Source organism: Solidesulfovibrio carbinoliphilus subsp. oakridgensis (assembly GCF_000177215.2).
Taxonomy (GTDB): Bacteria; Desulfobacterota; Desulfovibrionia; order Desulfovibrionales; family Desulfovibrionaceae; genus Solidesulfovibrio; species Solidesulfovibrio carbinoliphilus.
This window is the reverse complement of the sequence record NZ_CM001368.1, coordinates 1,420,768-1,435,773: the sequence shown is the minus strand read 5'-3', so window position 1 is coordinate 1,435,773 and position 15,006 is coordinate 1,420,768. Positions and strand designations below refer to the sequence as shown.

General features: G+C 64.1%; 12 protein-coding genes. 11 read left to right on the top strand and 1 reads right to left on the bottom strand.

Features of this window, described 5'->3' with window-relative positions:
• Positions 1-17: 17 nt before the first annotated feature.
• The 3 genes from qrcC to DFW101_RS06360 all read left to right on the top strand — a co-directional run bounded on the left by qrcC (position 18) and on the right by DFW101_RS06360 (position 3,841).
• On the top strand, positions 18-779 hold the full coding sequence (qrcC, locus tag DFW101_RS06370) for a menaquinone reductase iron-sulfur cluster-binding subunit QrcC (protein ID WP_009180691.1): 762 nt from the start codon (positions 18-20) through the stop codon (positions 777-779).
• Between the two features lie 15 nt (positions 780-794).
• Complete coding sequence (gene qrcD / locus DFW101_RS06365) at positions 795-2,039, top strand: menaquinone reductase integral membrane subunit QrcD (protein WP_009180690.1); 1,245 nt, start codon at positions 795-797, stop codon at positions 2,037-2,039.
• A gap of 365 nt (positions 2,040-2,404) precedes the next feature.
• Entirely contained in the window at positions 2,405-3,841 is a 1,437-nt protein-coding gene (locus tag DFW101_RS06360) for a sugar transferase (protein ID WP_043643224.1), read from the top strand.
• A 46-nt stretch (positions 3,842-3,887) separates the two neighbouring features.
• On the opposite strand, the gene DFW101_RS06355 is transcribed toward DFW101_RS06360, so the two are convergent.
• Complete coding sequence (locus tag DFW101_RS06355) at positions 3,888-4,415, bottom strand: 3D domain-containing protein (RefSeq protein ID WP_009180688.1); 528 nt, start codon at positions 4,413-4,415, stop codon at positions 3,888-3,890.
• 98 nt (positions 4,416-4,513) lie between these two features.
• On the opposite strand from DFW101_RS06355, the gene DFW101_RS06350 reads away from it, so the two are divergent.
• The 8 genes from DFW101_RS06350 (at position 4,514) to clpP (ending at position 14,968) form a co-directional block, all read left to right on the top strand.
• Positions 4,514-5,887 (top strand): M23 family metallopeptidase, encoded by a 1,374-nt coding sequence (locus tag DFW101_RS06350; protein WP_009180687.1) that lies wholly within the window; start codon positions 4,514-4,516, stop codon positions 5,885-5,887.
• Positions 5,888-6,074: 187 nt separating this feature from the next.
• Positions 6,075-7,226 carry an NADP-dependent isocitrate dehydrogenase gene (gene icd / locus DFW101_RS06345; protein WP_009180686.1) on the top strand — a complete coding sequence of 384 codons (1,152 nt, stop codon included), beginning with the start codon at positions 6,075-6,077 and terminating at the stop codon, positions 7,224-7,226.
• Between the two features lie 222 nt (positions 7,227-7,448).
• Positions 7,449-9,428: a hydantoinase/oxoprolinase family protein gene (locus tag DFW101_RS06340; RefSeq protein WP_009180685.1), complete on the top strand. Its 1,980-nt coding sequence runs from the start codon at positions 7,449-7,451 to the stop codon at positions 9,426-9,428.
• Positions 9,429-9,616: 188 nt separating this feature from the next.
• The gene (locus DFW101_RS06335) at positions 9,617-10,357 is read left to right on the top strand and encodes a glycosyltransferase family protein (protein ID WP_009180684.1); all 741 of its coding nucleotides are present in this window, start codon (positions 9,617-9,619) and stop codon (positions 10,355-10,357) included.
• 41 nt (positions 10,358-10,398) lie between these two features.
• Entirely contained in the window at positions 10,399-11,070 is a 672-nt protein-coding gene (locus tag DFW101_RS19445) for a hypothetical protein (RefSeq protein ID WP_009180683.1), read from the top strand.
• A gap of 21 nt (positions 11,071-11,091) precedes the next feature.
• Positions 11,092-12,657 (top strand): hydantoinase B/oxoprolinase family protein, encoded by a 1,566-nt coding sequence (locus DFW101_RS06330; protein ID WP_009180682.1) that lies wholly within the window; start codon positions 11,092-11,094, stop codon positions 12,655-12,657.
• Positions 12,658-12,854: 197 nt separating this feature from the next.
• Positions 12,855-14,186 carry a trigger factor gene (gene tig, locus DFW101_RS06325; RefSeq protein ID WP_009180681.1) on the top strand — a complete coding sequence of 444 codons (1,332 nt, stop codon included), beginning with the start codon at positions 12,855-12,857 and terminating at the stop codon, positions 14,184-14,186.
• A 167-nt stretch (positions 14,187-14,353) separates the two neighbouring features.
• Positions 14,354-14,968, top strand: coding sequence for an ATP-dependent Clp endopeptidase proteolytic subunit ClpP (clpP, locus tag DFW101_RS06320; protein ID WP_009180680.1), 615 nt, complete (start codon positions 14,354-14,356; stop codon positions 14,966-14,968).
• Positions 14,969-15,006 lie beyond the last annotated feature (38 nt).

Sequence of the window (15,006 nt, the reverse complement as noted above, 5' to 3'; positions counted from 1 at the left end):
GCCAGAGGGAAGCCGACATGTCCGGACAAAGCACGAAGGAATTCCCGATCACCTGGGGCATGGTGATCGACATCGACAAATGCACCGGCTGCGGGGCCTGCATGGCCTCCTGTCAGACGGAAAACAATATCAATCCCCAGCCCGAGGCGTCCAACAAGCTGCGCAGCACCTCCTGGATGCTGGTGTACGAACTGACCAACGACAAGGCCTTTCCGAACCACGACATCGCCTACCTGCCCCGGCCCTGCCAGCAGTGCGGCAATCCGCCCTGCGTGTCCGTGTGCCCGGTCATCGCCACGGACAAGAACGAGGACGGCGGCATCGTCAGCCAGGTCTACCCCCGTTGCATCGGCTGCCGGTACTGTGTGGCGGCCTGCCCGTACCACGTCCGGTATTTCGGCTGGTACGATCCGATCTGGCCCGAAGGCATGGAAAAAGTCCTCGCGCCGCTGACCTCCGTGCGTCCGCGCGGCGTGGTGGAAAAATGCACCTTTTGCCACCACCGCTGGAACCTGGCCAAGGATGCCGCCAGGGTCGCGGGCAAGAACCCCGACGACCTCGACGACGGCGCCTACGTCACGTCCTGCGTGCAGAATTGCCCCTCCGGGGCCCTCTCCTTCGGGGACCTCAAGAATCCGAAGCACAAGGTGCACGAACTGAGCAAGAGCCCCAATGCCTTCCGGCTGCTCGAACGCCTGGGCACCGACACCCAGGTCTACTACATCAGCCGGCGCGAGTGGGTGCGAAAGCTCGGCGACAACTACCTTAAAAGCGAGTAATTCCGGGGGGATGCAATGAGCTTAATGGAAATGGAAAAAAACTGGTATCCCCTGGGGGTCGAGCGGTGCCCTCTCGGGAAGTTCCTGGCCTGGCTGGGTTTTCTGGGCCTCTGGGTGCTTTTGGGCGCCATTGCCGCCGGCCTGGTCCTCTGGAAGGGCATCGGCGTCACGGGCCTTGACAACTACTTCGGGTTCGGCCTGTGGATCACCTTCGACCTGGCCGTCATCGCCCTCGGCGCGGGCGCCTTTTTCACGGGCCTGCTCCGCTACATCATCGGCATTGACGAGCTCAAAAACATCATCAACCTGACCGTGATCAAGGGCTTCATCTGCTACTCCGGAGCCATGATCATCCTGTCGCTCGACGTCGGCCAGCCGATTCGGGCCTGGTTCGGCTACTGGCACCCCAACGTCCACTCGATGCTGACGGAAGTTATCTTCTGCATCACCTGCTACCTGATGGTGCTCATCATCGAGTACGTGCCCTTGATCCTCGAGCAGAAGCAGATCAACAAGATCCCGTTCCTGCACAACCTGGCCCACCAGATGCACGTGGTCATGCCGCTTTTCGCCGGCATCGGCGCGTTTCTCTCCACCTTCCACCAGGGTTCCCTCGGCGGCATGTACGGCGTCATGTTCGCCCGGCCCTACGCCTTCCGCGACGGGTTTTTCATCTGGCCGTGGACGTTTTTCCTGTTCGTCCTGTCGGCCATTGCCTCCGGCCCGTGCCTGACGGTCCTTATCTGCGGCTTCATGGAAAAGCTGTCCGGCCGCAAGCTGACCACCTACCGCGTCAAATCGCTCATGTGCAAGATCGGCGGCACGATGCTGCTGATCTACATGGTGTTTAAGTATCTCGACACCTGGGCCTGGATCAACAACGTCCTGCCCCGGGCCGGCCTGACCTTTGACCAGATGTTTTACGAGCTGGTCTACGGCCGGTGGCTCTTTTTCACCGAGCTGGTCCTGTGCCTGCCGGTGCCGGTCATCTTCCTCCTGACCCCGCTGCGCAAGAAGCCGGCCTTCATGTACGCCGGCGCGGCCCTGTCCTGCCTCGGCGTCATCATCAACCGCTACGTCTTCACCGTCCAGGCCCTGGCCCAGCCGGTGCTGCCTTTTACCAAGTGGGAAATCTACACCCCCAACTGGGCGGAGTGGACCTCCTCGCTCATGATCGTGGCCTACGGCTTCATCGTCATGAGCCTGTCCTACCGCTACCTGCCGATCTTCCCCCAGGAAGTCGGGCTCAACAAGAAGTAGCCCCGTTGCGACGATGGTTTCCAAAGCCCGGCCGCCTTGCGCGGCCGGGCTTTTTTCGTCTCCGGCACTTTGCCGCCATTCCGTGATAGTGGCCATGGCCGGCGGAAGCGTGGTCCCCAGGCCCAGGGGCCTTCGCCGGCCAGCACCGTCCATCGGGTGATATCCCCTTGTCATTTCTCCCCCTTGTCCCTGGTGGGTCGAAAAGTAACAGGACGAACGGATGGCATATTGGTTGCAAAAAAGCGGTAAGTATGGGTAAAATTCCTTTCATGGGTGACCTTGGTCGGATTGATGGGCCAGGGGAGCGTCCCCCACAGGGCCCTGAGCCTCACGTTGTGGGCGAAATCCGCGACCGGGGTGGATATTTGGCTTTCAAGACCAGACAACGCGCCATCACGTGGCTGCGCAGCATCGACCTGGGGGTGGCGGCGGTTTCGCTTCTTGTGGCGGCGAAGGTGGCCTCGACCGAACTGCCGGCCGTGCCCCCGGATACGGCCCTGCATTTCGATGCCGCCACAGCGGCCTTGTTCCTGGGCCTTTTCGTGGCCACGGCCAGCGTCTTTCCCCTTTTCGCCCTCTATACCGAGACCGCCCTTTTTCTGTGGCGCCAGGCGCTCAAGGCCTCGGTCAAGGCCGTCACCGCCGTGGTGCTGATCCTGGTGGTGGTCGCGGCCGTGCTCAATCCGCCCCTGGTGACCCCGGCCTTTCTGGCCACCTACTGGGTCATGGCCTGTGTGGGCGGCATCGCCGCCCGGTTCGTGACCAGACGCCTCCTGTTCCTGACCGAGGCCCAAGGCATCGCGGCCCGGCGAACGCTGATCGTCGGCACCGGGGCCCGCGCCCAGGAAATCGCCCTGCGCATGCTCGAAAACCCCGGCCACGGCCACCGGTTCATGGGCTTTGTCGGCCTCGAATGGGAAGCGCCCGTGCCGACGCCGCTGCCCGAACGCTTCCGGCTGGTGTCGGGGGTGTCGGATTTCGCCGCCTACCTGCGAGAACATGTGGTGGACGAGGTCCTCATCTGCCTGCCGCTCACCGATCTGTGCGACCGGGCCACCAATCTCGTGTCCGAATGCGAGGAGCAGGGCGTGTCCGTGACGGTGGTCACCCGCCTTTTCGAGCTGGCCAACCCGCGCCACCGGCCGGGCAGCCACGGCGGCGAGCTCGTGGTCACCATCACCAACACCCTGGCCGACGAGCGGGAACTGATCCTCAAGCGGTTTCTGGACGTGACCGTGTCCCTGGCGATGCTGGTCCTGCTTTCGCCGCTGCTCCTCGCCGTCTGGGCCCTCGTGCGCCTGACCTCGCCCGGGCCGGCCCTCTTTGTCCAGGAACGGGTGGGGCTCAACAAGCGGCTTTTCAAGTTCTACAAGTTCCGCACCATGGTGCAAAACGCCGAGGCCTTGCAGGCCGGGCTCGAATGCCAAAACGAGATGTGCGGGGCCACGTTCAAGATCAAAAACGATCCGCGCATCACCCCCATTGGCCGGCTCCTGCGCAAGACCAGCATCGACGAGCTGCCGCAGCTTTTTAACGTGCTTCGCGGCGAGATGAGCCTTGTCGGTCCCCGGCCGCTGCCCGTGCGCGACGTCATCCGCATCGAAAAGGACTGGCCGCGACGGCGGTTCGGCGTCAAGCCCGGCATCACCTGCCTGTGGCAGATCTGCGGCCGCAACACCATTCCCTTCGAGCGGATGATGGAACTTGACATCGAATACGTGGACACCTGGTCGGTGGCCCTGGACCTGCGGATATTGCTCCGCACCGTGCCGGTGGTCTGCAGCATGCGCGGGGCCTACTGAGGCCGGCCTTTTGCCGGCCGCGGGCACCCGTGCCTTTGCTCCTCCGTCAGTCGACGACCACCACCTCCAGGCGCTTCACGCCGAAGGCGACAGCCTGCTCGCGATCGGCCAGGCACAGGTCCACCCGGCCGGTGTAGCGCGGGTGCATGAGATCCTCGACTACCCGGACCCCGAGTCCTTCGATGTAGACCTTGCGGCCGAGCAGCCGTTTCAAGTCCCTGGACACGGCCACGGTCCGGTCGGGCCGGACCCGGCCGCCGAGGGCGGCGGGCTGGGGCGTGTCGTCGTCCGTGCCGCAAAGCGGGCAGTAGGCCGTGGCCGTCAGGCGAAAGCGCCGGCGGTCCTCCTTGGCCAGGGTAAAGAGATCGGCCACCCGTTCGGCCTCGTCGCCGCGCATGACGGTCTCCTGGGCTAACCGCCTGTTGTCGTGGCGCAGGTCGGCCAGCCGTCGGTGGACCAGATCCCGCCCGAAGCCGAGGCCGAAAGCGGCCAGGGCCAGGCATACCGTGGCCGCGGGCATGGCCAGGGGGCGCATTCCCATGTCGGAGCCGGGGTTTTTCGTTTCGTTCTCCATGAAACCTCCTTTGCCGTGGGCGGCCGCAGGGCCTGCTTGCCCGCAATCACGCCCTGCCCTATAGTGTCGCTATCCGGCTGCCAGGGGATACGGAACGCATGCGCATCAAAAAGCCTTTCAAACGACGCAGGAGCTTTGGTCCTGTCTTTTTCGTCCTGGCCGGCGCGCTGCTCGTGGCTCCTCTCGCTGTGGCGGCCTTTGCCGGATACTACCTCTTTCTGAAAGATGCGGAAAAACCGCAAGTGGCCTTGGCCCCCGAGGGCGACGCCACTTCCCTGAAGCGGCACTTCACGGTCACGGCCGCCGACGACCAGTCGGGCATCCGTTCCCTCACCGTCACCGTCACCCAGGGCCAGCGCCGCAGCGACGTGCTGCGAAAGACCTTCGATCCTCCCAAAGACCATGTGTCCGAGCGGTTCAACCTGGAGGGGGCGGAACTCCGAAGCGGCGCCTTCGAGCTGCAAGTCGCGGCCTTTGACGGCTCCTACGCCAACCTCGGCGCCGGCAACACCGCCCGCATCACCCGGCGCATGCTCCTCGACGCCGTGCCGCCCTCGGTCAAAGCGCTCACCCCGGCCCACTACGTGCGCCAGGGCGGGGTGGGGCTTGTCATCTACGAGGTCAACAAGGACGTGTCCCGAAGCGGCGTGGTGGTGGGCGAGGCCTTCTTTCCCGGCTACAAGCAAAAAAGCGGCCAATACGCCTGCCTGTTCGCCTTTCCCAAGGACGTCGAGGCCGAAGCCTACAAGCCCCGGCTCTTTGTCGAGGATGCGGCAGGCAACGAAAAGACCGGATTTTTCGTCAATATGGCCATCAAGCGGCGGTTTCGCGAGGAGCGGGTGGAGCTGTCCGACGAATTTCTGGCCGCCCGGCTGCCGGCCTATGCCGGCCTCTTCCCCGAGGTCCGCGATCCGGTGGAACGTTTCAAAAAGATAAACAGCGAACTGCGCCGGCAGGCCGACGCCACCCTGGCGACGCTTGCCGCCAAGAGCGCCCCCGAACCCCTGTGGGACGGCGCCTTCGTCTACCTGCCCCGGTCCGCCGTGCGGGGATCGTTCGGCGCGGACCGGACCTACGTCTACAAGGGCCAGGAGGTCGACCGCGAGAGCCACATGGGCATCGATCTGGCTTCGGTGCCAAAGGCTCCGGTGCCGGCGGCCAACAACGGCACGGTCGTCTTTGCCGGCCCGCTTGGCGTCTACGGCACCACGGTCGTCATCGACCATGGACTGGGGCTTTCAAGCCTCTACGGCCACCTGTCCCGGGCGGCCGTGGCCGTGGGCGACGCCGTCAAGAAGGGCGATGTGATCGGCCAGACCGGGACCACGGGCCTGGCCGACGGCGATCAGGTCCACTTCGCCCTGTATCTCGCCGGGCAGCCGGTCATTCCCATCGAGTGGTGGGACGCCCGCTGGCTCGAGGACAACGTGACGGCCAAATTCAAGCGTTATGCCCCGGCGCCGCAGTCCTAGCCGGGCGGGGTGTCTGGCCCGACCCCGGGAGGCGCGGGGGATTCCTCCTGCCGTACGCCTGACTGGAGCGGGGCGGGGGGCGGCAGGCGCTTCGGACGGGGCCGGCCGGAAGCCCTGGTTGACAAAAAGAGCAAACCCTTTTTAACCTTTCGAGTTGTCCGAAATTTCGAATGAGGAGTAGAGGCGCATGGAAAAGACGGTATATTGGATCGAGGGCGACGGTATCGGCCCGGATGTCTGGAAGGCCGGGCGGCCGGTTCTCGACGCCGCTGTGGAAAAGGCCTACGGCGGCGGCCGCAAGCTCGTCTGGAAGGAGCTGCTCGCCGGCGGCAAGGCGTTCAAGGAAACCGGCGACTACCTGCCCCAGGCCACCCTCGATGCCCTGGCCGGCGCGGAACTGGCTTTCAAGGGCCCGCTGGCCACGCCCGTTGGCGGCGGTTTTCGGAGCTTAAACGTCACCCTGCGCCAGGTCCTCGATCTCTACGCCTGCATCCGCCCCATCCGCTATTTCAAGGGCATCGAATCCCCGGTCAAGCGGCCCGACCTCGTGGACATGGTCATTTACCGCGAAAATACCGAGGACGTGTACGCCGGCATCGAATATGCGACCGGCACGCCCGAGGCCAAGAAACTCATCGCCTTTTTGCGCGACGAGCTCGGGGCCAACGTCGACGAGACCGCCGGCATCGGCATCAAGCCCATCACCCCGGCCGGATCCAAGCGGCTGGTCAGAAAGGCCATCCGGTTTGCCGTGGACTCGGGACGTTCGAGCGTGACCCTCGTCCACAAGGGCAACATCATGAAGTACACCGAGGGCGCGTTTCGGGCCTTTGGCTACGAAGTGGCGGCCACGGAATTCGCGGACCAGACCATGACCGAGGAAGAGGCAGCCGCCGGCGGCAAAAAGCCCATCGTCATCAAGGACCGCATCGCGGACAACATGTTCCAGGTGGCTCTCATGCGGCCCCAGGACTATTCCGTTATCGCCACCACCAACTTGAACGGCGACTACATCTCCGACGCCCTGGCCGCCCAGGTCGGCGGCCTTGGCCTGGCTCCCGGCGTCAATATGAGCGAGAAGCTGGCCTTTTTCGAGCCGACCCACGGCATTGCCCCGGCCCTTGCCGGCAAGGACAAGGCCAACCCGGGCAGCCTCATTCTGAGCGGCGCCATGCTCCTGGCCCACATCGGCTGGAACGAGGCCGCGAGTCTCATCCACGACGCCATGGACAAGACCATCTCCGGCAAGAAGGTCACCGTGGATCTGGCCGACCAGATCCCGGGCGCGACCACCATCGGCTGCGCCGCCTTCGGCGAGCTGCTGGCCGCGAACCTGTAAAACAAACGTCGTATAAAGCCTCCGGCGGCCAAAGGGCGTCGCCCGTTGGAAACCTTCGAGGAACACCAGGCGTTGGAACCCGGCGCCCGTACCCTTGAAACAGTCCAGGGGGTCCGGGGGGCATCCCCCCCGGCGGAGAGGTCCAGGAGAGGCAGAGCCTCTCCTGGCCGCCGGAGGCGTCTTCCGCTGCCGGAACTCCCCCAAAAGGGGAAAGGGGGCCAGATGGCCGTTGTCGGCGTGGATACCGGAGGCACTTTTACCGATATTATCTGCCGGCGGGACGGAGGCTTTGCGGTCCTAAAGCTTCCCTCCACCCCGGACAACCCGGCCCGGGCCGTCCTCGAGGGCCTTTCCCGCCTGGGTTTTTCGCCGACAAGGGTCCTGCACGGCTCGACCGTGGCCACCAACGCGCTCCTGGAGCGCAAGGGCGCGGTCACGGCCTTCGTGACCAACGCCGGCTTCGAGGACCTGATCAGTATCGGCCGCCAGAACCGGCCCGAACTCTATGATCTTTCCAGCCGCAAGGAGCCGTGCCTGGTGCCCGAGGCCCTGCGGTTCGGCGTGCCCGGCCGCGTCTCGGCCGAGGGCAAGGCCGTCGAGGACCTGACGCCCGAGGACGCCTGGAAGGCCGCCCAGGCCGTGGCCGTCTCCGGGGCCACGTCGGTTGCCGTCTGCCTCCTTTTTTCCTTTTTGAAGCCCGGGCACGAGAAACTCCTCGGCCAGGCCCTGGCCGAGGTCGGGGTGTCGGTGTCGCTCTCGAGCGAGCTTCTGGCCGAATTTCGTGAATACGAGCGGGCCGCCACCACCGTGGCCAACGCCTACGTGGCCCCGGTCATGGACGCCTATCTCGGCGAACTGGACGCCGGCCTGCCCGAGGGGGCGTCCCTTTCGGTCATGCAGTCGGGCGGCGGGCTCATCACCGCCGCCACGGCCCGCCGGGAGCCGGTGCGCACCATCCTGTCCGGCCCGGCCGGCGGACTGGTCGCGGCCCTGGCCATCGGCAAGGCGGCCGGCTGCGACAGGCTCATCACCTTCGACATGGGCGGCACCTCCACCGACGTGTCGCTCCTGGACGGCGGCCTGACCATGGCCGCCTCGGCCACGCTTGCCGGCCTGCCCATCAAGACTCCCATGCTCGACATCCACACCGTCGGGGCCGGCGGCGGCTCCCTGGCGCTCCTCGACGCCGGCGGGGCTCTTCGCGTCGGGCCCCAAAGCGCCGGGGCCGAGCCGGGTCCGGCCTGCTACGGCCGGGGCGGCGGCCTGACCGTCACCGACGCCAACCTCTTTCTCGGACGCCTGGCCCCGGATCTTTTTCTCGGCGGGGCCATGCCGCTTTTCCCGGACCGGCTGCCGCCGCTCTTTGCGACGCTTGGCCAGGCGGCCGGGCTTTCGCCCGTGGAAGCGGCCGAGGGCATCGTGGCCGTGGCCGAGGCGGCCATGGAACGGGCCATTCGGGTCATTTCCGTGGAGCGGGGCCATGATCCGGCCGAGTTCGCCTTGCTCTCCTACGGCGGAGCCGGCGGGCTCCATGCCGTGTCCCTGGCCCGGCTCCTCGGCGTCAAGACCGTGGTCGTGCCGCGCCATGCCGGCCTTTTTTCGGCCCTCGGCATGCTCTATGCCGACGTGGTCAAGGATGTCTCGGCCACGGTCATGCTCGGCTCGGACACCACCGACGTCTTCGAACTGGCCGGGCTTTTCGGCGACCTGGAGGTCAAGGCCCGCGAGGCCATGGCCGTGGAGGGCGTGCCCGCCGCCAAGGTGGTGCTCGAACGCCAGCTCGACATGCGCTATCGCGGCCAGTCCCACGAATTGTCCATCCGCTTCGTGGCCGATCCCTATTCCGCCTTTCACAACCGCCATGAGGCGATTTTCGGCTTCAAAAATCCCCGGGATGTGGTCGAGGTGGTCACCCTTCGCATCCGGGCCCGGGGCATCACGGACAAGCCCGCCTTCGAGGAGGCCAAGCATCTGGTCGCGGCCGCGCCCGAAGGGGCGTTCCTCGGCGAGCGACCCCTCGTCTGGCGCGGCCGGGAGATCGGTGCCCAGTGGTACGATCGGGAAAAGCTCCTTCCCGGCAACCACCTCCTCGGCCCGGCCCTCGTGGCCGAACCCTCGGCCACGACGTTCATTCCGCCCAAGGCCGAAGCCACCGTCGACGGCTTCGGCAACCTGGTTATCGCCACCGGCGGTGGGGCGTAGAAGCGAGGGGGATGCCTCCGGCGGCCGGGGCTCTGCCCCGGACCCCCCGGAAGGGGGGCCCAGGGTGGGGACGGGGGAGGGAGAGAAGGCCCATGGCGGCTGCCCGGACAGGGGAGGAGGGGCGATGCGGAAGTTGTTTGATTCGAGGCGGCCGTATCGGGAGATGCGGCAGGGGCGGGCGAGCTAGGATGCTCGTCATCGGCACGCCGTGCTACGGCGGGGTGGTCGCGCTGCCCTACATGCTGTCCATGCTGGCGTTAAAAGACATGCTCAACCGGGAGCGGGTGCCATTTAGGCTGCTGACCCCGGCGGGGGACAGCCTGATCACCCGGGTGCGAAACGGCATTGCCAACGAATTTCTGCGCGACCCCCGGGCCACGCACCTCCTTTTCATCGACGCGGACATCGAATTCCAGCCGCAGATGGTGACGCGCCTCCTTTCCTCGGGCAAGGATGTGGTGTGCGGCGTCTACCCGGTCAAGGGTTTGCGCCTGGACCGGGTCATGGGTCAGCCGGCCGGCACCTCCCCGGCCGTGGCCGAGGCGGCCAGCCTCGACTACGCGGTCAGGGTCAAGGCCGGCTGCCGCATGGACGCGGCCGGGTTTCTCGAAGTGGAGTACGCGGCCACGGGGTTCATGATGGTGCGCCGGGAGGTGCTTCTCCGCCTGCAGGAGGCCTACCCGGAACTGCACTACCGCCACGATTGCACCAATGCCGAAGCGAACGAGAGCTTCGCCTTTTTCGATACGGCCATCGATCCCGAAACCCGCGACTACCTGCCCGAGGATTACGCCTTCTGCAAACGCTGGCGCGACATCGGCGGACAGGTCCACGTCAGCGTGCCCGGCACCTTCGCCCACCACGGGGGGAGGGCTTATGTCGGAGATTTTGGAACATTTCTTCGAAATATTTTTCATAAATCAGTCTAAGAATTTTGAATTATTCTTATAATGGAAGGCTGTGTGATTAGATGGAATCAAAGTTCAACGATTTTATTGATTGGATTAACTCGATTGGAAGGTGGGCGCTATTTTTTTTGGTGTTAATTATATGTTTTTTTGTCATAGTCTCTAGGCCAATGTCTGAAAAAAGAATAATGCATGTAGGAATGGTATTGCAATTTTTGAGATTTTTTATTTCTATTGTAGATCTTATAATTTTAAAGAAAAAATTGAAAATACCAAATTATAGATCTCGTTTCCATGATTCTTTTAATTTATGTCCATTAAAGGAAAGCGAGTCTGTCGTTTGCCGAATGGCTGAAATTCCTGTTGGGTTTAGAATATTGGATCATTCTGTAATTATTGATGAGTCGTCAAAAAATTCACTTGAAGAAAGAATCAATAAATTAGAAAAGGAGATTGATTCGATAAATAAAATGGAAGAAAATAAATTTAATTTTTTTAAGAAGGAGATTTTACGAATAGAAAATAATATTAACCATCACTTTGGTTTTCAAGGTATTGAAATAAAAGTAATTAAAGATGTATTAGACGCATCAGTTGTTAGTAGCGCGTATAATGCGGAGGTCAGTATAACTTTATTTTTACTTGGCGCTACACTGTCTACTCTTCCTGTGGAAATTTTAAGACTCTGGGCCAGTGTTGTAAATTCTTGTAACAGTTTAACTTTTTGTTTTTAAAGAAAATAGAAAGGCGTGCAAATGATTATAAATCCGATCACGCTGGAAGTCTTCAAGAACAAGTTCGCCTCCGTGGCCGAGGAAATGGGCATGGCCCTGACCCGGGCTGCCTACTCCCCCAATATCAAGGAGCGGCGGGATTTTTCCTGCGCGGTCTTTGACGCCGAGGGCCGCATGGTGGCCCAGGCCGCCCATATCCCGGTCCATCTTGGCTCCATGCCGCTGTCGGTGGCCGCCATCCTGGAGGCCATGGAGCTCTCGCCGGGCGATATGGCCATGGTGAACGACCCCTTCAAGGGCGGCACCCACCTGCCCGACATCACGCTGGTGGCCCCGGTCTACGCCGGGGGCGACACGCCGCTTTTCTACGTGGCCAGCCGGGCCCACCACGCCGATGTCGGCGGCATGTCCGCCGGCTCCATGCCGCTTTCCACCTCCATTTTCCAGGAAGGCCTCGTCATCCCGCCGGTCCGGATCGTGGCCCGGGGCGAGGTCGTGCCGGACGTCATGAACCTCTTTCTGGCCAACGTTCGCACGCCGCAGGAGCGGCAGGGCGATTTCGCGGCCCAGATCACGGCCAATAGGACCGGCGTGGCCCGGCTCGAAGCCCTGGTCGCGGCCCACGGCCGGGATGCGGCCGCCTCCATGGCCACGGCCCTCATGGACTACGCCGGCAAGATGATGGCCGCGGCCATCGCCGCCATACCGGACGGCACGTACCGGGCCGAGGATTGCCTGGACGACGACGGGGCAGGGGGGCACGACATCACCGTCCGCCTGGTCCTGACCGTGGACGGCGACCAGGCGGAACTGGATTTTACGGGGAGCGACCCGGAGACGCCCGGCTGCGTCAACGCGGTCAAGGCCATTGCCGTCTCGGCCGCGCTCTACGTCTTTCGCGCCCTGGCCGGCGGCGACACGCCGACCAACGCCGGCTGCCTGCGCCCGATCACCGTCAGGACCAAGGCCGGCACCGTGGTCGACGCCCGCTTTCCGGCGGCCGTGGCCGGCGGCAACGTCGAGACCTCCCAGCGCATCGTGGACGTGATCCTGGCCGCCCTGGCCGAGGCCCTGCCCGGCCGCATTCCGGCCGCCTCCCAGGGGACCATGAACAACGTGGCCCTGGGCGGGGTCGATCCCCGGACCAAAAGGCCCTTCACCTACTACGAGACCCTGGCCGGCGGGGCCGGGGCCGACGCCGCCGGTCCCGGGCAGGCCGCCGTCCACTCCCACATGACCAATACGTTAAATACCCCCATCGAGGCCCTGGAATACGCCTACCCCCTGCGGGTGACGCGCTACGCCCTGCGCCGGGGTTCCGGCGGCCCGGGCAAAAACGTCGGCGGCGACGGGCTGGTGCGCGAGATCGAGGCGCTGGTGCCGGTCGAGGTGACCATCCTGTCCGACCGGCGGCTGCGCGGGCCCTGGGGCCTCGACGGCGGCGGCGAAGGCGCGGCCGGCGTCAATGTCGTGACGCGGCGCACCGGCGAAATGGTCATGCCCGGCAAGTTCCACGTGCGGCTGCGGGCCGGGGACCGGCTGCGCGTGGAGACGCCGGGCGGCGGCGGGTACGGCCCGGCGGCCTGACCGGCGCTTTTGGGCCGCCCGGCTTGGCGGGCGGCGGGCGGCTTGGGGCCGCCGTTGCGAAAACCCCGGTTTTGAGGCTTTCCTTTCACCGGCTCTTCCTGTAGTATTGCCTATTTCGTATCCGCAATTACGTACCCCACTCGATCCAAAATCCGCCCCACCCCCGGAGGGTCGGGGCGATAAGCCCGGAGGAATCCTTGGAATATACCGTCACCCAGATCTCGCCTGTCAAAACGCAGGTCAACGTTTCCGTTCCGGCCGAGGAAGCCAACGCCGCCCTGGCCTCCGCCGTGGCCTTGTACCGCTCCAAGGTCGACATCAAGGGCTTTCGCAAGGGCAAGGTGCCTTCGAGCGTGATCGAATCCCGCTTCAAGAAGGAAATCGTCGGCGAAGCCACCACCGATCTCATCAACGTCCACATCAATGAGATCATGGGCGACCTCAAGCTCTCGCCCCTGTCCGGCCTGGATGTCAGCGACGCCGCCCTGTCCAAGGATACGCCGCTTGACTACACCTTCACCTTCGAGCACGCCCCGGCCTTCGACCTGCCCGAATACAAGGGCCAGGCCATCGAGGAAGAGGACGTCCTCGTCAGCGACGCCGAGATCGACGCCGTCATCGAACGGGTCCGGAAGAACCTGGCCGAAGTGACCCCGATCAGCGGCGACCGCATGCCGGCCGACGGCGACGTGGTGTCCGTCACCTTCGAGGCCTTTGAAAACGGCCAGGCCGTGCCCGGCGTGCGGGCCGAGAATTTCGAGCTGACCCTTGGCGAAGGCCAGGCCCTGCCCGAGTTCGAGGCCCTCGTCAAAACCGTGGCCGCCGGCTCCGAGGGCGAGGCCGAGATGACCTTCCCGGCCGACTTCATCAATGCCGACCTGGCCGGTCGCACCGTGAACATGAAGGTGGCCGTGCACGTGGTCAAGGAGCGCAAGCTCCCGGCCGTGGACGACGAGCTGGCCAAGAAGGCCGGCAACTTCGAAAACCTGGACAAGATGCGCGAAGCCATTACCATGTCCTACAAGAAATCGCGCGCCGACCTCCACCGGTCCTCGGCCCAGAAAAAGCTGCTGGACAAGCTCCTGGCCCAGGTGGACTTCCCGCTGCCCGAGACCGTGGTCGAGCAGCAGGTGGCCCAGATGGCCGACGAGTTCGTCAACCAGCTGGAGCGCCGGGGCAAGAACCTGGAAGGCTCGGGCAAGACCATGGCCGACCTGGAAGCCGAAATGACGCCCAAGGCCCAGGAGATGGTCAAGACCCAGATCTTCCTGTCGGCCGTGGCCGCCAAGGAAGAACTGACCGTCACCCCCCAGGAAATGGACGCGTTCTTCTACCGCCTCTCCACCCAGGTGGGACAGGACGTGATCATGCTCAAGCGCTACTATGAGGACAACGGCCTCATGATCATGGTCCGCGACAAGCTTCTGGCGGACAAGGCCGCGGATTTCATTTATGCCAACGCCATGGTCACCAAGGTGGCCCCGGTCGAGGCGGCGGAAGGGGAGCCCGGCTACGGCGTCCGCGACTAGCCGGAAAAAGAAGGCCCCTTTCTTGCATGTTATGTCGTGAACCGGAGGCGGCGGCGGGGTGAACACCCGCCGCCGCCTCCGAAACCCGGAACCGGACGGTTGCGGCCGGCGCGGGAGGCGACGAAAATGTCGCTCCGTGTCGCGTCCCGGTGCAAAAAGGGAGCCCCATGCCCACGATCCCTATCGTCATTGAGACCACAGGCCGGTCCGAACGGGCCTATGACATCTATTCCCGACTGCTGCGCGACCGCATCATCCTGCTTGGCAGCGCCGTGGACGACCACGTGGCCAACCTGATCTGCGCCCAGCTCCTCTTCCTGGAGTCCGAGGACCCCGAGAAAGAGATCTTCATGTACATCAATTCCCCGGGCGGTTCCGTAACGGCCGGCCTCGCCATCTACGACACCATGCAGTACGTGCTGCCCAAGGTGTCCACGCTCTGCATGGGCCAGGCCGCCAGCATGGGAGCCCTGCTCCTTTGCGCCGGGGCGACCGGCATGCGCTACGCCCTGCCGCACAGCCGCATCATGATCCACCAGCCCATGGGCGGCTTCCAGGGCCAGGCCACGGACATCGACATCCACGCCCGGGAAATCTTGCGGATTCGCGAATCCTTAAACGAGATCATGGCCCGCCACACCGGCCAGGATATCGAAAAGGTCCGGGTCGATACCGATCGCGACTATTTCATGAACGCCGACGAGGCCGTGACCTATGGTCTCATCGACAAGGTGTTGACCTCCAGGGAACCTGTTGCGAAAAAGGAACCCGAAGAGGGGTAAGGCCCTTTCGGGCTTCGGCCAAAACGCCCGGTGCGCCG